The 17,368-nt window shown below is 72.3% G+C and carries 14 protein-coding genes; 6 read left to right on the top strand and 8 right to left on the bottom strand.

The window, feature by feature from the left end:
• Positions 1-179: 179 nt before the first annotated feature.
• Both FR742_RS24395 and FR742_RS24400 read left to right on the top strand, forming a co-directional pair.
• Positions 180-941: a FadR/GntR family transcriptional regulator gene (locus tag FR742_RS24395; RefSeq protein WP_222709044.1), complete on the top strand. Its 762-nt coding sequence runs from the start codon at positions 180-182 to the stop codon at positions 939-941.
• A 55-nt stretch (positions 942-996) separates the two neighbouring features.
• Positions 997-1,617: an L-threonylcarbamoyladenylate synthase gene (locus tag FR742_RS24400; RefSeq protein ID WP_148033098.1), complete on the top strand. Its 621-nt coding sequence runs from the start codon at positions 997-999 to the stop codon at positions 1,615-1,617.
• 5 nt (positions 1,618-1,622) lie between these two features.
• On the opposite strand, the gene FR742_RS24405 is transcribed toward FR742_RS24400, so the two are convergent.
• On the bottom strand, positions 1,623-2,084 hold the full coding sequence (locus FR742_RS24405; RefSeq protein WP_261808717.1) for a DUF1772 domain-containing protein: 462 nt from the start codon (positions 2,082-2,084) through the stop codon (positions 1,623-1,625).
• Between the two features lie 80 nt (positions 2,085-2,164).
• On the opposite strand from FR742_RS24405, the gene FR742_RS24410 reads away from it, so the two are divergent.
• Together FR742_RS24410 and FR742_RS24415 are read left to right on the top strand one after the other, a co-directional pair.
• Entirely contained in the window at positions 2,165-2,824 is a 660-nt protein-coding gene (locus FR742_RS24410) for a TetR/AcrR family transcriptional regulator (protein WP_148033100.1), read from the top strand.
• Between the two features lie 226 nt (positions 2,825-3,050).
• Positions 3,051-4,502, top strand: a complete 1,452-nt coding sequence (locus tag FR742_RS24415; RefSeq protein ID WP_261808718.1) for an MDR family MFS transporter — start codon at positions 3,051-3,053, stop codon at positions 4,500-4,502.
• 30 nt (positions 4,503-4,532) lie between these two features.
• Here the strand turns inward: FR742_RS24415 and FR742_RS24420 are convergent, their stop codons facing one another.
• A complete protein-coding gene (locus tag FR742_RS24420) occupies positions 4,533-5,348 on the bottom strand; it encodes a ChbG/HpnK family deacetylase (RefSeq protein ID WP_187281289.1) in 816 nt (271 codons plus the stop codon).
• Between the two features lie 11 nt (positions 5,349-5,359).
• The gene (locus FR742_RS24425; protein WP_261808719.1) at positions 5,360-6,823 is read right to left on the bottom strand and encodes an MFS transporter; all 1,464 of its coding nucleotides are present in this window, start codon (positions 6,821-6,823) and stop codon (positions 5,360-5,362) included.
• Between the two features lie 271 nt (positions 6,824-7,094).
• Between FR742_RS24425 and FR742_RS24430 the strand changes: the two genes are divergently transcribed.
• Positions 7,095-8,288, top strand: coding sequence for an MFS transporter (locus FR742_RS24430; protein ID WP_148033103.1), 1,194 nt, complete (start codon positions 7,095-7,097; stop codon positions 8,286-8,288).
• On the opposite strand, the gene FR742_RS24435 is transcribed toward FR742_RS24430, so the two are convergent.
• The 3 genes from FR742_RS24435 to FR742_RS24445 all read right to left on the bottom strand — a co-directional run bounded on the left by FR742_RS24435 (position 8,276) and on the right by FR742_RS24445 (position 13,037).
• Positions 8,276-10,501 carry a cellulose binding domain-containing protein gene (locus FR742_RS24435; RefSeq protein ID WP_148033104.1) on the bottom strand — a complete coding sequence of 742 codons (2,226 nt, stop codon included), beginning with the start codon at positions 10,499-10,501 and terminating at the stop codon, positions 8,276-8,278. The two genes, FR742_RS24430 and FR742_RS24435, sit on opposite strands and share 13 nt — an antisense overlap.
• 172 nt (positions 10,502-10,673) lie before the next feature.
• Positions 10,674-11,717, bottom strand: a complete 1,044-nt coding sequence (locus tag FR742_RS24440; RefSeq protein ID WP_148033105.1) for a LacI family DNA-binding transcriptional regulator — start codon at positions 11,715-11,717, stop codon at positions 10,674-10,676.
• Positions 11,718-11,741: 24 nt separating this feature from the next.
• Positions 11,742-13,037, bottom strand: coding sequence for an aspartate aminotransferase family protein (locus FR742_RS24445; RefSeq protein WP_148033106.1), 1,296 nt, complete (start codon positions 13,035-13,037; stop codon positions 11,742-11,744).
• 177 nt (positions 13,038-13,214) lie between these two features.
• On the opposite strand from FR742_RS24445, the gene FR742_RS24450 reads away from it, so the two are divergent.
• A complete protein-coding gene (locus FR742_RS24450; protein ID WP_148033107.1) occupies positions 13,215-14,933 on the top strand; it encodes a DUF4132 domain-containing protein in 1,719 nt (572 codons plus the stop codon).
• Here the strand turns inward: FR742_RS24450 and FR742_RS24455 are convergent.
• Both FR742_RS24455 and FR742_RS24460 read right to left on the bottom strand, forming a co-directional pair.
• Positions 14,911-16,521 (bottom strand): ABC transporter ATP-binding protein, encoded by a 1,611-nt coding sequence (locus FR742_RS24455; protein ID WP_148033108.1) that lies wholly within the window; start codon positions 16,519-16,521, stop codon positions 14,911-14,913. The genes FR742_RS24450 and FR742_RS24455 overlap by 23 nt on opposite strands.
• Positions 16,518-17,366, bottom strand: coding sequence for an ABC transporter permease (locus FR742_RS24460; RefSeq protein WP_148033109.1), 849 nt, complete (start codon positions 17,364-17,366; stop codon positions 16,518-16,520). The genes FR742_RS24455 and FR742_RS24460 overlap by 4 nt, the downstream gene beginning before the upstream one ends.
• Between the last annotated feature and the right edge of the window lie 2 nt (positions 17,367-17,368).

The raw sequence follows: 17,368 nt of genomic DNA on the forward strand, positions 1-17,368 counted from the left end.
CAACCACGGCCAGAGAAGTACCGGTTATCGATCGACGTCGCACGTCATCTCGCCTTTCTGGCATGGCCGCCGCCCCCCTGAAGGGCGCCACACTCGTCTAACATCTGACTATTGCCGGGATGTTAGGGCAAAAAAGCTGATTTATTCAAGGCTTGGCGTCAACTGATATGCTTTCAGCCGTGAACCAGTCCTCCCCAGGGGGCGCACCCACTCAGCGATCCCTTGCCGAGGCTGGGCTGCACGCACGAGTCCTCGACCATCTCGGCACCGCCATCTGCAACGGCGACGTGGCCGCCGGTTCCGTCCTGAGCATCGAAGACCTGGTCGACCGCTACCAGGTCTCCCGCTCGGTCATCCGCGAGGTGCTGCGGGTGCTCGCCTCCATGGGGCTCATCGAGACCCGGCGCCGGGTCGGCATCATGATCCAGGCCGCCGGCGCGTGGAGCGTCTTCGACCCGCAGGTGATCCGCTGGCGGCTCGCCTCCGGCGGGCGGATGGCGCAGATGCGCTCGATCACCGAGCTGCGGACCGCGATCGAGCCGCACGCCGCCTGGCTGGCCGCCGAGCGGATCGGCGACGACGAGGCGAGCGAGCTGGTCGGGCTCGCGGCCAAGATGTGGGCCGCGGGGAAGGCCGGCGACGAGTCACGCTTCCTCAGCCTGGACATCGACTTCCACCGCCGGGTGCTGGCCGCCTCGGGCAACGAGATGTTCGCCAAACTGCAACTGATCGTCGCCGAGGTGCTGGCCGGACGTCACCACTACCACCTGATGCCCCACTACCCCCACGAGCAGGCGCTGCAGCTCCACATCGACGTGGCCCAGGCGCTCCAGCGGCGCGACGGCGAGCGGGCCAGGCAGGCCATGGTCGACATCATGGAGCAGGGGTTCGCCGAGATGCGGTCGATGTGGGAGCGGACGGCCGAGCCCGGCGGCGTGTGACCCTGGACGGGGACCGCGTGTCGTGTCACCCCGTGACCGCTCCTAAGATCCAAGGGTGGCGAAGTACCTGGACGTACACCCGGACAACCCCCAGCCCCGACTGATCAACCAGGTGGTGGATCTGCTGCACGCGGACGGGCTGATCGCGTACCCGACCGACTCGTGCTACGCCCTGGGCTGCCGGATCGGCAACAAGGACGGCATCGACCGGATCAGGGAGATCCGCGGCCTCGGCGACGAGCACCACTTCACGCTGGTGTGCCGGGACTTCGCCCAGTTCGGTCAGTTCGTGCACGTGAACAAGGCCGTGTTCCGCCTGGTCAAGGCGGCGACTCCCGGCGGTTACACGTTCATCCTGCCCGCCACCAAGGAGGTGCCGCGGCGGCTGCTGCACCCCAGGAAGAAGACGGTCGGCGTGCGGATCCCCGACCACGTCGTCACCCAGGCCCTGCTGGCCGAGCTGGGCGAGCCGCTGCTGTCGAGCACGCTGCTGCTGCCCGACGAGACCGAGCCCCTGACGCAGGGCTGGGAGATCAAGGAGAGGCTCGACCACGCGGTCGACGCCGTCATCGACTCCGGCGAGTGCGGCGCCACCCCGACGACCGTCGTCGACTTCTCGCAGGGCGAGCCCGAGATCCTCCGTCACGGCACGGGGCCCGCGGACCTGTTCGAATAGCACCTTCAGTCGGCGGTCCGGGCGACGATCAGGCACGCGAACGCCGCGAGGGCGAGCCCGGTCCGTACGAGGTGCAGGTTGAGCCACCGCTGACGGATCTCGTCCCAGCCGGCGGGCAGCGCGTCGGGGTCCCAGGCGTTCGCGGCCTGGTTGAGGGGTTCCATCCCGGCGACGGTGAGGGCGACCGTGAGGACGACCAGGATCAGGGCGGCCGCGCTCAGGCCGAAGACGAGCCATCCGCGCTGCCATGACAGGACCGTGACGACGAGCAGGGCCGCGACGCTGATCAGCAGGAGCGGCGGCATGCGCTGGCCGTAGTCGGCGTTGAGCGCCTGCCAGTATCGGACGTACGCGGGCCCCGGGATCCGGCCGACGGACGGGGCGAGCACCACGAAGAGGACTCCGCCCGCGTACACGCCGACCAGTAACAGGGCCACCATCCTGGACACGCTGAGAGCCAGGGACATCAGCATGCCTTCCTTTTGGCTGGATCAGCACTTTTTCATTAGAGATGAATCCAGTCAATAGATCTGGAAGCATGGTGGCGATGACTGAGCCGAGGAAGCGCCGCTCGTACTCCAGCAGCCTGCGCCGCGAGCACGCGCGGGCGACCCGGCTGCGGATCGCGACGGCGGCGCGGGAGCTGATGGTCGGGAAGGGGTACGCCGACACCACGATGGCGCAGGTCGCGCGCGACGCCGGCGTGGCCGTCCAGACGCTCTACACGTCCTGCCCCGGCGGCAAGCCCGCGCTGGCGAAGCTGGTCTACGACATCACGCTGGCCGGGGACGCCCTTGCCGTGCCGCAGAGCGACCGGCCCGGGGTCCGGGCGATCATCGAGGAGCCCGACCCGGCACGCAAGCTGGCCCGGTACGCCGCGATGGCCACCTCGATCCTCCGGCGCGTCACCCCCGTGCACCGCGTGCTGCGCGCGGCGGCCGCCGCGGCCCCGTCCGACACCGGGCTGCGCGACGTGCTGGCGGGGATCGAGCGGGAAAGGCTGACCGGAAGCCGCGGACCGGCCGAACATCTGCACGCTCTCGGCGCGCTGCGCCCGGGCCTCGACCCCGGCAGGGCGGCCGCGCAGATCTACGTGCTCACCTCGACGGAGAACTTCGAGAAGCTGACCGAGGTGTGCGGGTGGAGCGAGGCCGAGTACGAGGAATGGCTCGCCACCGTGCTCGCGGCGACCCTCCTCGCCCCCTGACCCCTACGGCGACTCCTTGACGAAGCCTCTTCCCTATCTGGAGTGCATAGTTTTCTCGGCGGAAAATCGGGTGACATTTCCTGGCGGGTGGCGGAAGGCTGGGCGTCGTCGATGAGTTTTGTCAGTGGCGTCCGTCAGTCTGTACATGACCACGACTTCCAGTGAGTCACAGTGCCGGGATGCCGGCCATGACCATGTCTCGCCCCACGATCCCGATCGAGGTACCGTGTCCAGCCGACTGCTCGACCCACCTGCCAAGCCCGTGGCCACCACCCCGGGCCGCACACCGGCCGTGATCCGGTTGCTGGTGCTCGCCACGTTCGTGGTCATCCTCAACGAGACGATCATGATCAACGCGATCCCCCAGCTGATGGCCGCGCTGCACATCACCGAGCAGACCGCGCAGTGGCTCTCGACCGCCTTCATGCTGACCATGGCGGCGGTGATCCCGATCACCGGCTGGTTCCTGCAGCGCGTCACCACCCGCGCCGCCTATTCGACCGCGATGGGCCTGTTCCTGGCCGGCACGGCGCTGGCCGTCGTCGCTCCGTCGTTCGAGGTGCTGCTGGCCGCCCGCATCGTCCAGGCGTCCGGCACGGCCGTGATGATGCCCCTGCTGATGACCACGCTGATGCGGGTGGTGCCCCAGGAGGACCGGGGCCGGGTGATGGGCAACGTCACCCTGGCCATGTCGGTCGCGCCCGCGATGGGCCCGACGGTCTCGGGGGTGATCCTCCAGTTCGGGTCCTGGCGTCTGCTGTTCGCCGTGGTGCTGCCCATCGCCGCCCTGATCGCGTGGGGCGGCCTGAAGCGGCTGGAGAACGTCGGCACTCCCCAGATCGGCAGCGTCGACTGGTTCAGCGTGGCAGCCGCCGCCACCGGCTTCGGCGGCCTGGTCTACGGGCTCAGCCGGTTCGAGGGCGGTGACGTCCGGGTGGCCGCCGCCATCGTGGCGGCCGGGCTGGTGACCATCGCCGTCTTCGTCTTCCGCCAGCTGTCGCTGCAGAAGCGCGGCGTGCCGCTGCTCGACCTGCGCACCCTGCGCCACCGCACCTACACGATCGCGCTGATCATGATGGCGGTGTCCTTCATGGCCATGCTCGGCTCGATGATCCTGCTGCCGCTCTACCTGCAGAGCGTCCGCGGGCTCAGCGCCCTGGAGACCGGGCTGCTGGTGATGCCGGGCGGCCTCGCCATGGGCCTGCTCGGCCCGGCCGTCGGCCGCCTGTTCGACAAGTACGGCGGCCGGGTGCTGGTCATCCCCGGCGCGATCGGCATCATGCTCACGCTCACCGGCTTCACCCAGGTCTCGATGACCATGCCCTACTGGCAGATCCTCGGCCTGCACACGCTGCTGTCGGTCTCCCTGGCCGCGACCTTCACCCCGGTGTTCACCCTCGGGCTCGGCGCGGTCCCGCCGCGGCTCTACTCCCACGGCAGCTCGATCCTGAGCACGCTGCAGCAGGTCGCCGCGGCCTTCGGCACCGCGCTCGTGATCACCGTGATGAGCACGCGCTCCGAAGCGCTGGCGGCGGCGGGGGTCACCGAGGTGCTCGCCGACCTCGGCGGCATGCGGCTGGCCTTCGTGATCGGCGCGGCGCTGTCCGTGGTCGTGGTCGTCACCGCCCTGCTCCTCCCGGCCCGCGCCGCCTCCTCCGGCGAGGTGGAAGCCGCGTAGGGCTCGATCATCCGTACGGGGAAGCCCGCGTCAGGGCCACCAGCCCGCGACGACTTCGACGTCCTCCCGCCGGAGTGCGTCGTGCCAGACCGGGTCGCGCAGCAGCCGGGCCTCCCAGGAGCGCACGACGCCGTCCGGTCCCTCGACCGCGTCCTCGCGTGACGGGTGCAGGAACAACTCGCTCGTGCCCTCGGGGAGGGCGGCGAGCCGGCGGAGGTAGTCGTCCCGGAGTCGCTCGTACGCGCCGAGTTCGGACGCGGTGCTCCGGTTGGTCGCGATCGTCTCGGGGATGGCCACGCCGAGCGCGTCGGCGTGCGCGACGGCGCGCTCGTGGAGGGCCGCGAGCGGCGGCGGGAGCGGCCCGCCGAAGTACGGCGCCGGGTCGCGGGGCAGCCTGAAGGCGAGGCCGTGGCGCGCGCACCACTCCAGCGCCTCGGCGAGCCACGACCGGCCGTGCAGGCCGTAGAGGGTGCCGGCGTGGGAGTCGGCGGCCACGGGGGCGAAACCCCGCTGCCGCATCCACCGCAGCTGCGCGTCCGCCTCCCCGATGACGTCCCCGGCCTCCCCGCGAGCGCCTAGTGCCATCGGATCCACGCTGAGCGTCCCGTCCGGCTCGACCAGGCTGGCCGCGCCGTCGAGCGGCCGCCACCGGGGGACGCCGCGCTCGCTCGTGAGCGTGACGTGCACCCGAGGCAGTACGCCGAGCTTCCGTACTTGTCCGGCCGCCTCCTCCGCGACCGGCGAGACGCAGATGAGCGTCGTCGCGCTGACATGCCCCTCGGCGAGCAGCGACACGATCACCTCGGTCGTCCCGCTCTCCCGCCCGAGGTCATCAGCCGTGATCACGACCCGTCGCCTCACCGCGGCCCCTCCACAGCCTCGTCCCCAACCCCAGACGACGGCTCGGCCACCGCACCGGAAGGCGGCTCCGTCGCCGAATCGTGGGGTGGGTCCGCCGTTGGGGTGGGGGATGCGGGGCCAGAGGGTGGTTCGGAGGCTTCGGGGGGTGTTTCGAGGGGGACCGAGACGAAGCGGGCCGCGACCGCGCCGATCGTCGTCAGGATGAACGGGTAGACGCACAGGTACACGCGGAACGCGAGGCCGGGGTCGGCGCCGGGGTCGTCGCCGGAGTTGTAGCCGAAGAAGACGCCGAGCGAGGTGAGCGAGAGCCCGGTCACGATCCCGTTGAGCCGGCCGAAGAAGCCGAACGCCGACAGGAAGAGCCCTTCGCGGTGTTCACCGTTGCGCGCCGCGTCGGCGTCCAGCACCCGCGCCACGATGAGGTCGTTCGTCGCGAGCATCCCCGACCACCCGGCCCCGACCAGCACCCCCGCGGCGATCGCGGTGACCAGGTCGGTGGCGAGGAACAGGGCGGCGAAGCTGGCCGCGAGGACCGCGAAGGCGACCCGCCAGGCCCACAGGGCGCCGCGGCGCGCGACGACGCGCGTCCACACCACGAGGCCGCCGGCCGAGACGAGGATGACGATGCCCTGCAGGTAGAGCGCGTTGCCGACCGGGAGCCCCAGCGAGTAGCGGACGTACAGCTGGATGCCCGAGAGCACGAGCGCCATGGCGATCCCGTAGCAGGCGCCGGTGAGCCCGACCGTCCAGAACATCCGGTTGCGCACGATCGACCACACGCTGCCCAGCAACGGCGGCCGCTCGCGGGTGGAGTAGCGGGGGTTCTCGCGGGCGCCGAGCGCCATGAACACGATCACGACGAGCGCGATCGCGCCGTAGATGATCGCGGTGGTCCGGAAGCCCTGGGTGGTCTCCTCGGTGCCGAACACCTGCGTGGTGAGCAACGGGGTGACCGCGAGCGAGATCACCAGCGCCACGAGCTGGAAGCCCTGGCGCAGCCCGTTGGCGACGGCGCGGTCACGCTCGCGCGGGTAGAGCTCGGGGAGCAGCGCTCCGTAGTTGGCGTTGAGCATCGAGTCGAAGGCCTCGCAGAGGATCGCGAACACCGCGAACCAGAGCAGGAGGCCGATGCCGTCCAGCGAGGCCGGTGCGGAGAAGAAGCCGATCATGCAGGCCGCGAGCATCGGCGCGCCGACGAGCAGCCACGGCCGGCGCCGGCCGAACCGGCTCCGGGTGCGGTCGGAGAGGTGGCCGAGCACGGGGTTGTCGATCGCGTCGATGATCGCGTAGATCACCATGACCACGCCGTAGGCGCGCACGTCGAGCCCGAGGATGTCGACGTAGAAGAGGATCATCGATCCCTTGATCATGTTGATCGGGATCGATGTGCCGAACATCCCGATGGCGTAGCGCCACGCGGGCGTCCGCGCCGGAGCGGGGGCCGTACCGGGCCGGGACAAGCGATCACCTTCCCTGCTGGTGCGACGCCCCACCGGATGCAACGCTCGATGGCTGCTCACACGTGTTCGACAACTCGCATAAGAAGATGCAGACAAGTGCCGTACGGCGTCAATAGCTGGGATCTTGTCACGCACATCCGGCCCGGCACGACAAGATCGGATCGGGGCAGAATGTGCATCAACGTCCCCATTAACATGCTTCTGTACGCTCGGTGGGCGCGGAAGCCCCAGACCTGCCGGACTGTCCGCACCCCCACGGAGATCTCCCCGCATGGACTTCGCCACGCGCCGGCGCCGGCACGCCCTGTTCCTGTTCTTCTTCCTCCCCGGGATCGCGCTGTCGTCATGGGTGACCCGCACCCCCGACCTCCGCGACCGGCTGGAGGCGTCCACCGCCCAGATGGGCCTGGTGCTGTTCGGCCTGTCGCTCGGCTCGATGATCGGGATCCTGTGCTCCGGCCGCTTCGTCTCCCGGTACGGGACCCGGCCGGTCATCGGCGCGGGCACCGGGCTGATCGTCGCGAGCACGGCGGTCATCGCGGCGGGCGCCCTGACGTCGTCCGCGCTCCTGGTCACGGCGGGCCTGTTCACGTTCGGCGCGGGCATGGGAGCGGGCGAGGTCGCCATCAACGTCGACGGCGCCGACGTCGAACGCATCAGCGGCACGACGACGATGCCCACCATGCACGGCTGCTTCAGCCTGGGCACCGTCATCGGCGCCTGCGCGGGCATCGCGGCCACGGCCGCCCGCCTCCCGGTCCACTGGCACCTGGCCGCGGTCACCCTCATCACCGCCGCGATCCTCTGGTACGCCATCCGCGCCATCCCCGCGGGCACCGGGAGGAGCCTGCCGGACGAGACCCGCACCGGCCGGTCGAAGCCGCAGGTCTGGAAGGACGGCAGGCTTCTCCTGATCGGCGCGATCGTGCTGGCGATGGCCCTGGCCGAGGGTGCCGCCAACGACTGGCTGCCGCTGCTCATGGTGGACGGGCACGGCTTCAGCGCCGCGTCCGGCTCCCTGGTCTACACCGGGTTCGCCGCCGCCATGACCGTCGGCCGCTTCTGCGGCGCCTTCTTCCTGGACCGCTACGGGCGCGCCGCCGTCATGCGCGCCAGCGCCGTCTTCGGGGCGCTGGGCCTCCTCGTGGTGATCTTCTCGGACCACGCCGTCCTGGCGGGGACGGCGGTGCTGCTCTGGGGTCTCGGCGCGTCGCTGGGCTTCCCCGTCGCGCTGTCGGCCGCGGGAGAGTCGGGACCGGACGAGACCGCGCGCGTCAGCCTGGTGGCCACGATCGGCTACATCGCCTTCCTCGTGGGCCCGCCCGCGCTCGGCTTCCTCGGCGACCACTGGGGTCTGCGCGCGGCCATGCTGGTGGTGCTCGCCTTCGTCGTCTCCGCCATCTTCCTGGCGCCCGCCGTCGGCGCCCGCTCTCCCGCGGCCTCCGCCGGCGATCAGCGCAGGTAGACGTCGGGCTGGGGTGGGGTGCCCATGCCGTCGCCTATGAAGAAGCTCGGGTGCGGCGGCTGGTTGTAGGCGGTGTTCTGCCAGGCCAGGGCCACCCGGTACTGCGGGTCGTGCAGCAGGGTGTGGATCTTGGTGGTGGTCGCGTGGGGCGTGGAGTAGATCCGCAGGGCGCGGTCGTCGGTGGTGGGCCAGATGACCTCTTCACGCCAGTCGCCCAGGATGTCGCCCGACAGTGACGGGGTCGCCTTGGTGCCGTTGTTGCTGTGCACCCCGGAGGCGGTCAGCAGGCGGGTCTCGCCGCCGGTGCCGTACTTGTCGATCCGGGTCTGGTCCAGCAGCTCGCGCACCGGGTCGCCGTCCCACCAGGACAGGAAGTTGGCCGAGGAGGGCTGGCGGCCGACCACCGTGCCGGAGGTGTTGCGCAGCCCGTTCTGTCCCGCGCCCGCGGCCCAGGACTCGGCGCCGGGGCTGCCGGCGTAGACGTCGCCGGCCACGCCGCGGCCCGGTCCCTCCCCGTCGGACCCGGAGCCGGTGCCGGTCTGCCACAGCACCTGGCCGTTACGGGCGTCGACCATGTACAGCCCCGGCCGGCTCGCCGACTCGGAGATCTTCACGTACTCCTGGCCCGCCCTGGCGGGGTTGAGATCGCCCAGGTGGGCGGCGTCGCCGTGGCCCCATCCGACGTTCCAGAGGCCGCGGCCGTTGTCGTCGATGGCGGCCGCGCCGTACACGATCTCGTCGCGTCCGTCGCCGTCCACGTCGCCGATGGTGAGCGCGTGGTTGCCCTGGCCGGCGTACGAGCCGTTGCCGGAGGCGTTGGAGTCGAACGTCCAGCGCTTGACGAGCGCGCCGGCGCGGAAGTCCCAGGCGGCGATCACGCTGCGGGTGTAGTAGCCGCGGGCCATGATCAGGCTGGGCCGCCGGCCGTCCAGGTAGGCGGTGCCGGCCAGGAACCGGTCCACCCGGTTGCCGTAGTTGTCGCCCCAGGAGGAGACGGTGCCGCGGGGCGGGTCGTAGTTCACCGTGGACATGGCGGCGCCGGTCTGGCCGTTGAACATGGTCAAATATTCGGGGCCGGACAGGATGTAGCCGCTGGAGTTGCGGTGGTCGGCGCTCGCGACGCCGATGACGGTGCCGCGGCCGTCCACGGTGCCGTCGGCGGTCTTCATCGCGACCTCGGCCCTGCCGTCGCCGTCGTAGTCGTAGACCTGGAACTGCGTGTAGTGCGCGCCGGCGCGGACGTTGCGGCCCAGGTTGATCCGCCACAGGCGGGTGCCGTCCAGCTTGATGCCGTCGATGTAGACGGGGTCGGTCACGCCGGACTGGGAGTTGTCCTTGGAGTTGTTCGCCTCCCACTTCAGCACCAGGTCCAGGCGGCCGTCGCCGTCCAGGTCGCCCACGCTGGCGTCGTTGGCGTGGTGGCCGCCGCTGGGCGGCGAGATGGGCACGTCGAGATAGCCGCTCGCGAACCGGAGCGCGGGCTCCGAGGCCGGGCCCTCGGTCCCGCCGGTGACCGGGCGCACCGTGTAGGAGGCGTCGCTCGCCGCGCCGGAGTCCAGGTAGTTGGTGGAGTTCGTGACGGTCGCGACGCGCGTGCCGCCCCGGTAGACGTTGAAGGACGTCGCGCGCGCCTCGTTGCCCAGCAGCCGCCAGGAGACCAGGTTGCCGCTGCCGGAGCGGACGCTGATCAGGCCGCGGTCGAGGTCCTCGGCCTGCTTGTTCCCCTCGGGCACGGGCGTCTGCGTGACGGTCGGGGTCACTGTGGGGGTCACTGTCGGGGTCGGCTCGCCGGGGTCGCCGGTGCAGGTGACGCCGTTGAGCGCGAACGAGGCGGGAGCGGGGTTGCTGGAGCCGTTCCAGGAGGCGTTGAAGCCGAACGTCGCGCTGCCGCCCTGCGGGATCGCGGCGTTGTGGCCGGCGTCCACGGCCCTGACGGCGGAGCCGTTCTGCGTGGTGGTGGCGTTCCACGCCTGGCTGACCTGCTGCCCGGCGGTGAACGACCAGTCGAGGCGCCAGCCGTCGACCGCCTCGCCCACGTTCCGGATGGTCACGTTGGCGGTGAACCCGCCGGGCCACTGGGCGGCTACGGCGTAGTCGACCTCGCACGCCACCGCGGCGGCGTGCGAGGGGAGGGCGACGGCGCCCGCGACCACCAGGCAGACGGTGCTGCCGAGCGCCGCGACGAGGTGCGTGGGACGGGATAAACGTTTCATTGAGCGTCCAATCAGAAGGGAGGTTTCGATGGACCGCTGAGCGCCTACACCGTAGAAATCCCCTGCTCAGAGTTCAATCGTGGCCGGGCTCTCCTGACGGGCCGGGTTGTTACCTTTCAGGTCAGAGCGGCGGGCCGGGCGCGGAAGCGTGAAACTTTCGGGATCGGCGCGCTCAGCGGCGGGGGGCCGCCGTCGACTCGCGGACGACCAGCCGCGGCCGGTAGACGAGCTTCTGATGCCGGTGACCCGGCCGGGCCTCGTCCAGGAGCAGCTCCGCCGCGACCCGGCCCAGCTCGCGCTTCGGCTGCCACACCGTGGTCAGCGGCGGGGCGAGCTGGGCAGCGAACGCCACGTCGTCGTACCCGACCACGGACATCTCCTGCGGCACCGCGATCCCCCGTTCGCGCAGGCCGCCGATCACCCCGAGGGCCGCCGCGTCGTTGAGGCAGAGGATCGCGGTGGGCGGGTCGGCGGCGCTCAGCACGTCCTCCAGCGCCGCCGCGGCGGTCACCGTGATGTCGGGCGACGGCACCCGGACGTCCAGCACGCCCCTGCCGGGGTCCAGGCCGGCCCGCTCGAACGCCCTGCGCACCCCGGCGTGGCGCTCGGCGGTCTGCTGCACCTCGATCGACGCGCCCAGCAGGGCGATCCGCCGGTGCCCCAGCTCGATCAGGTGGGTGGCGACCTGCTCGCCGCCCCACTGGTTGTCGATCGACACCGAGCACAGCCGGCCGTCGGACCTGTGGTCCAGCAGCACCACCGGGACGCCGCGCCCGGCCAGGGTGACCAGCGGGTCCAGGTCGGTCTCGACCGGCGTGATGAGCACCCCGCGCACGCCCTGCTTCTCCAGCTCCTGGAGGTAGTGCTGCTCCCGCCCAGGCTGCAGGTCGGTGCTGCAGGTCATGAGCATGCAGCCGTCCTGGAGCAGCCTGTCCTCGACGCCGCGGCACACCTCGGTGAAGAACGGCCCGGCGATGTCGAGGGTCACCGCGCCGACCAGCGGGCTGGGCGCGCCCCGTAACCGCCTGGCGGCGTCGTTCGGCAGGTAGCCGACGCGCTCCATGGCCGCGTGCACGCGCCGGCGCGTCTCCTCGGCCACGAGCTCGGGGTTGTTCAGCACGTTGCTCACGGTCGTCGGGGACACGCCCGCCTCTTTCGCGACCTGCCGCATGCCGGCGCGGCGCGGCGCGGAAGCGGCCGAAGCGTCCCGGATCATCGCAGCACCATATCCGGGGTCATCTCACCCGGCCACGGCCTTGAGCGACGCTTCGAGGATGTCGACGCCGGTGTGCAACTCGTCGTCGGTGATCGTGAGCGGCGGGGCGATGCGGAAGATGCCTCCCATGCCGGGCAGCTGGACGATGTTCATGTGCAGGCCCCGTTCGAGGCAGGCCGAGGTGACGGCGTTGCCCAGCGCGTCGGCGGGCGCCTTGCTCCGCTTGTCCTCCACGAGCTCGATGCCCTGGAGCAGGCCACGGCCGCGGACGTCGCCGACGACCTCGTACCTGTCGCGGAGATCGAGCAGCCGGTCGGCGAGCCGGTCGCCGAGCCGTGCGGCGCGCTCGACGAGGGCGTCACGCTCGATGACGTCCAGCACCGTCAGCGCCACGGAGGCGGCCAGCGGGTCGGAGACGTGCGTGGTGTAGAAGAGGAAGCCCCGGTCGTGGCAGACCTGCTCGATCTCGGCGGTGGTGACGACGGCCGCCACGGGCAGCCCGGCTCCGAGGGTCTTCGACAGCGTCAGGATGTCGGGGGCGACCCCGTCGCGCTCGAACGCGTACATGGCGCCGGTGCGGCCGAGACCGGTCTGCGCCTCGTCGAGGATCAGCAGCATGCCGCGCTCGTCGCACAGCTCCCTGAGGCGGCGCAGGTAGCCGGGCGGCAGGTCGATGATCCCGCCCGACGACAGGATGGGCTCGACGAGACAGGCGGCGAGGCTCCCCGCGGACTGCTGGTCGACCAGGGCGAAGCCGTAGGCGAGCTCCGCCTCCCAGTCGTGCGACCCGTCGGAGGACCGGAACGGCGACCGGTAGGCGTTCGGCGCGGGCAGCGCGAGGTTGCCCGGCGTCGGCGGGCCGTAGCCGCGCCGCCCGGCCGAGAAGGTCGCCGAGGCCGCGCCCTGGGTCATGCCGTGCCACGAGCGGTCGAAGGAGACGATCTCGTAGCGGCCGGTGGCGAGCTTGGCCATCTTGATCGCGGCCTCGTTCGCCTCCGCCCCCGTGGTGAGCAGCAGCATCTTGCCCAGCGCCGGAGGCAGGGTCGCGGTGAGCCTGGCGGCGAGGTCCACGACCGGGGCGCTGAGCATGCCGCTGTAGAGGTGGTCGAGCGACGCGACCGCGGACGAGACGGTGGCCACGATGTCGGGGTGCGCGTGGCCGAGGATGGCGCTCATCTGCCCCGAGGTGAAGTCGAGGATCGGCCTGCCCTGGCGGTCGAAGACATGCGCGCCGGAGGCCCGTTCGATGACCCGCGGGGTGAAAGTGCCTCCGTAGCGGACCAGGAGGCGGTCCGCCTCCTCCCAGAACGTCGTGTCCATCGCCAGTCCTCTCCGGCCGCGCCGAGACGCCGCGTGCCTCGCCCGTGGCCATCTTCGATCAACGGCGGGAGCCGTCACAAGCCCGCGCGCAGCCGCCCGCCCGCGGCGGTCTCATTCTGTCGCCCGCTGCTGCTAGATCTTGCACCGCCGAACCCGCCTCCGACAGGGACGATCCGCATGCACCTCTCCCCCCTCGCGCAGCGTCTTCTCAACCTGCTCACCGGCACCGCGAACGACCCCACCTACTGGCCGGACGCCTCCCGGCTGAGCGTCGGGTTCGTCGGGCTGGGCGGCTCGCCGATCCCGGACGGCGACGGCATCCCGGTGCCGGTCCGGTACGCGCTCGGCGAGCCTGCCCGGCAGGTGCTGGTCGCGCCGGCCCGCGAGCTGGTCGGGCGCCTCCTGGAGGACGGGCGGCGGTCGGACGACCCCGTCCTGGTCGTGGTGGCGGCGGGGCTGGCCGGCATGGACGCCGAGGTGCGCGCCCGGTTCGCCGGGGAGCGCGGGCCGATCGCGGTCGCCGAGCTGGACGTGCTGCTCGGCTGGGACGTGGAGCGGCGGTCGCTGTTCTGGGAGGCGGTGCGGCCGGACGGGCCGCCGCCGCCTGGCCTGGCCGACTGGCTCGGCGGCCTGCCCGGCTACCCGGAGTTCGCCCGGACGGCTCTGGAGACGGCCGCGGCCCGCGTCGCGGCGATCCAGGCCGGCGAGATCCCGTACGAGGCGGAGAAGGCGTTCGGCAGCGGGGAGAAGGCTGCCATCGGCCGGGCCGTGCGGCTGGCCCTCCGGCGGGACGAGCCCTGGCTGCCCGGGTTGCTCGACACGCTGGTGCGCGGGGTCGCGGTGGCGCCCACCGGGGCCGGGACGCTGCCTTCCCAGGCGGTGCTGTTCGAGATCGCCCGCGCGGCCGAGGAGCACCCGACCCCCGAGGTGGTCTCCGCGCTCCGCGCCGCGGGCCGGGCCACCCGGCACGCCGGGGTGCCCAGGCAGCTCGCCCGCATGCTCAAGCGCGTCGAGCCCGCCCTGGCCGACCGGCTGGAGGTGGCGTTCCGGCTGCCCGACGGGCCGGTGCGGCAGGCCGTCGGCGAGCACACGGCGGTGATCTCGGCCGACGACGAGGTCGAGCTGTCGTGGTGGCACGGCGACCGGAAGCTGAAGACGGTTCCCGTGGCGGTCACGCGGGAGCACCCCGAGGAGGTCGGGCGGCTGCGCGAGCTGGTCAAGCGGACCCGGCAGCGGGCCACCCTGGTCAGGGCGCTGGAAGCCGGGTGCGCCGGCACGTCGGCTCCGCCGTACCGGCTGCTGGAGGGGCATCCGATCACGGACCGGCTCATCTGGGAGTTCGAGGTCTCGCCCGGCGTGTGGCGCGCCGAGCTGGGGCTGACCGTGCCGGACGTGCCGGTGCGGCTGTGGCATCCGGCCCGCGCGCGGGCCGAGGAGGTGCGCGCCTGGCGGGAGGTGGTGCGGGGCGAGGAGCTGCGCCAGCCGTTCAAGCAGGCCTTCCGCGAGGTCTACCTGCTCACCCCGGCCGAGGAGGCGAGCGGCGTCTCCTCCCACCGGTTCGCCGAGCAGGTGGTGCGTTACCGCAGGCTCCGCGCGCTGTTCAAGGAGCGGGGCTGGACGTCCGCCTTCCTGGGGGCGTGGGACGGCGCCGAGCTCGACGGCGACGCCCGGCGTGTGATGGCGGGCGGACGGTGGCGGGCGAGGCTGAGCCACCACCTGTACGACGAGGACCACGCGATCACGGGGGAGGTCGGCTTCGACCGTCTCGTGGAGGGCGGGTGGCGCGCCGCGCCGTTGACGGACGTGCCGGCGCCGGTGTTCAGCGAGGCCATGCGCGACGTCGACCTGTTCGTGGCCGCCTCCGGCCCGTCCATCACCGCCCGGCTCCAGGCTTGATCCACGCGGCGTCGGCCCGCGCCGGCCGGGGCACGGAGGCCACCAGGGCGCGCGTGTAGGGGTCGCGCGGCCGGGCGAACACCTCCGTGACGTCGCCCTCCTCCACGACCCGGCCGTCCTTCATGACCAGCACGCGATCGGCCACGTGATGGACCACACCCAGGTCGTGGGAGATGAACACCATCGCGGTGCCGTACTCGTCCTGGATGTCCGCGAGCAGGTCGAGCACCTGCGCCTGGATCGAGACGTCGAGCGCCGAGACCGGCTCGTCGCAGACCAGCACGTCGGGGCGGGGGCCGAGGGCGCGGGCGATGGCGACGCGCTGGCGCTGGCCGCCGGACAGCTCCCTGGGGTGGCGGGCGGCCGTCCCGGGCGGCAGGCCGACGCGCGCCAGCAGGTCGAGGACGCGCTCGCGGCGTCCGGCCCGGGGCAGGCGGAGCGGCTCGGCGATCAGGCGGCCGACGGTGTGGCGCGGGTCGAAGGAGTCGAGCGGGTTCTGGGAGACGAGCTGGATGCGGGGGCGCAGCGGGCGGCGGGCGCGTTCGGGCCGGCGGCTCCACGGCTGCCCGTGCAGGGTGACCTGGCCGGCGCCGGGTTCGAGCAGGCCGAGTACGAGCCGGGCGAGCGTGGTCTTGCCCGACCCGGACTCCCCCACGACGCCGAGCGTCTCGCCGGCGTGCAGGGTGAAGAAGACGTCGTGGACGACGCGGCGGGAGCCGTACGAGCGGGCGAGCCCGGTCCCGGCGAGGACCCGGGCGGACAGGTCAGGAGTGGCACGGGCGCGCGGGGCGCCGGTGGTGAGGCGGGTGCCGCGGGAGGCCGCGGACGGGACGGCGGCCAGCAGCGCCCGGGTGTAGTCGTGGGCGGGCGCGGACAGCACGTCGCGGGCGGGCCCCTCCTCCACGATCCGGCCGTCCTTCATGACCAGGATGCGGTCGGCGATCGAGGCGACCACGGCCAGATCGTGGCTGATCAGCAGCAGCGCGGTCCCGGCGGCCCGGCGCTCGGCGAGCAGCCGCAGGATCTGGGCCTGGACGGTGACGTCGAGCGCCGTGGTCGGCTCGTCGGCGATGATCAGCGGCGGGTCGGCGGCGATGGCGGAGGCGATCAGGGCCCGCTGCCGCAGCCCGCCGGAGAGCTGGTGGGGATACTGACCGGCGCGGGTCGCGGGCTCGGGCACGCCCACCGCGTCCAGCAGTTCCAGCACCCGGTCCGCGCGGCGGGCCCGGGGCACGACGTCGTGGACGGCGAGCACCTCGGCGATCTCGGCGCCCACCGTGCGCAGCGGGTCCAGCGAGACCAGCGCGTCCTGCAGGACGAGTCCGGCGAACCCGCCGCGCAGCCGCCGCCAGTCGGCCGGGGTGAAGGCGAGGACGTCCCTGCCGGACACCCGGAACGCCCCGGCACGCACCTCCGAGCCGGGCCCGGCGAGGCCGAGCAGGGTGCGGGCGGTGACGCTCTTGCCGGAGCCGGACTCGCCGACGATCGCCACGCACTCGCCGGGCGCCACCGACAGCGAGATGCCGCGCACGACCTCGGCGCCGCCGAAGCTCACCCGCAGGTCCTCCACGGTCACCAGCGAGGTCATGGTGTCCTCCCCTCGAAACGGCGTTGCAGGCGGCGTCCGACGACGGTCAGGCAGACGACGGTGAGCGTGATCGCGAGGCCCGGGAAGAACGCCTCCCACCAGGCGACCCGCAGGTAGTTGCGGGCCTCGGAGAGCATCGCGCCCCACTCGGCGGCGGGCGGCTGCGGCCCCATGCCGAGGAAGCTGAGCCCGGAACCGGCGATCACGGCCTGTCCGAGTCCGATGGTGGCCAGGACGGGGATCGGGCCGAGCACGTTCGGCAGCACGTGCCCCGTGGTGATCGCCAGGCGGGAGCGGCCGAAGGTGACGGCCTGCTCGACGTAGCCGGAGCGGCGGACGACGAAGGTCTGGGCGCGGACCACGCGGGCGTAGCTGGGGATCTGGGCGACGGCGATCGCGAAGATCACGTTCATCGTCCCCGGGCCGGTGATCGCCACGATGAGCAGGGCGAGCAGCAGTTCGGGCAGGGTGGACAGCACGTCGAACGAGCGGGCCAGCGCCTCGTCCAGCCACTTCGGCGACAGCCCGGCGGCCAGGCCGAGCAGCACGCCGGAGGTGACGGCCAGGACGGTGGCGGCCACGCCGATGCTGATGGAGTGGCGGGCCCCGTACACGACCCTGGCCAGCACGTCGCGGCCGAGGTGGTCGCTGCCGAACCAGTGGGCGCCGCCGGGCGGGGCGAGCGCGTCCATCGGGTCGGCGGCCAGCGGGTCGGCGGCCGTCAGCAGACCGGGAGCGGCGACGGCGAGGGTAAGCAGCGCGAGAAGGGCACCCGGTACGAGCCACCACAGCGGGACAGCGAACCGGCCGGTGGGGCGGGCGGTGCCGCGGGAGGTCGGGGACATCG

This window comes from Nonomuraea sp. C10 (assembly GCF_008017515.1).
Lineage (GTDB): Bacteria > Actinomycetota > Actinomycetes > Streptosporangiales > Streptosporangiaceae > Nonomuraea > Nonomuraea ferruginea.

What these genes read in the sequence shown, in the direction of transcription:
- FR742_RS24405 (WP_261808717.1), bottom strand. Translation starts at nt 2,084, where the DNA reads ATGTCCCTGGCTCTCAGCGTGTCCAGGATGGTGGCCCTGTTACTGGTC.
- FR742_RS24410 (WP_148033100.1), top strand. Translation starts at nt 2,165, where the DNA reads ATGACTGAGCCGAGGAAGCGCCGCTCGTACTCCAGCAGCCTGCGCCGC.
- FR742_RS24430 (WP_148033103.1), top strand. Translation starts at nt 7,095, where the DNA reads ATGGACTTCGCCACGCGCCGGCGCCGGCACGCCCTGTTCCTGTTCTTC.
- FR742_RS24435 (WP_148033104.1), bottom strand. Translation starts at nt 10,501, where the DNA reads ATGAAACGTTTATCCCGTCCCACGCACCTCGTCGCGGCGCTCGGCAGC.
- FR742_RS24440 (WP_148033105.1), bottom strand. Translation starts at nt 11,717, where the DNA reads ATGATCCGGGACGCTTCGGCCGCTTCCGCGCCGCGCCGCGCCGGCATG.
- FR742_RS24445 (WP_148033106.1), bottom strand. Translation starts at nt 13,037, where the DNA reads ATGGACACGACGTTCTGGGAGGAGGCGGACCGCCTCCTGGTCCGCTAC.
- FR742_RS24450 (WP_148033107.1), top strand. Translation starts at nt 13,215, where the DNA reads ATGCACCTCTCCCCCCTCGCGCAGCGTCTTCTCAACCTGCTCACCGGC.
- FR742_RS24455 (WP_148033108.1), bottom strand. Translation starts at nt 16,521, where the DNA reads ATGACCTCGCTGGTGACCGTGGAGGACCTGCGGGTGAGCTTCGGCGGC.
- FR742_RS24460 (WP_148033109.1), bottom strand. Translation starts at nt 17,366, where the DNA reads ATGTCCCCGACCTCCCGCGGCACCGCCCGCCCCACCGGCCGGTTCGCT.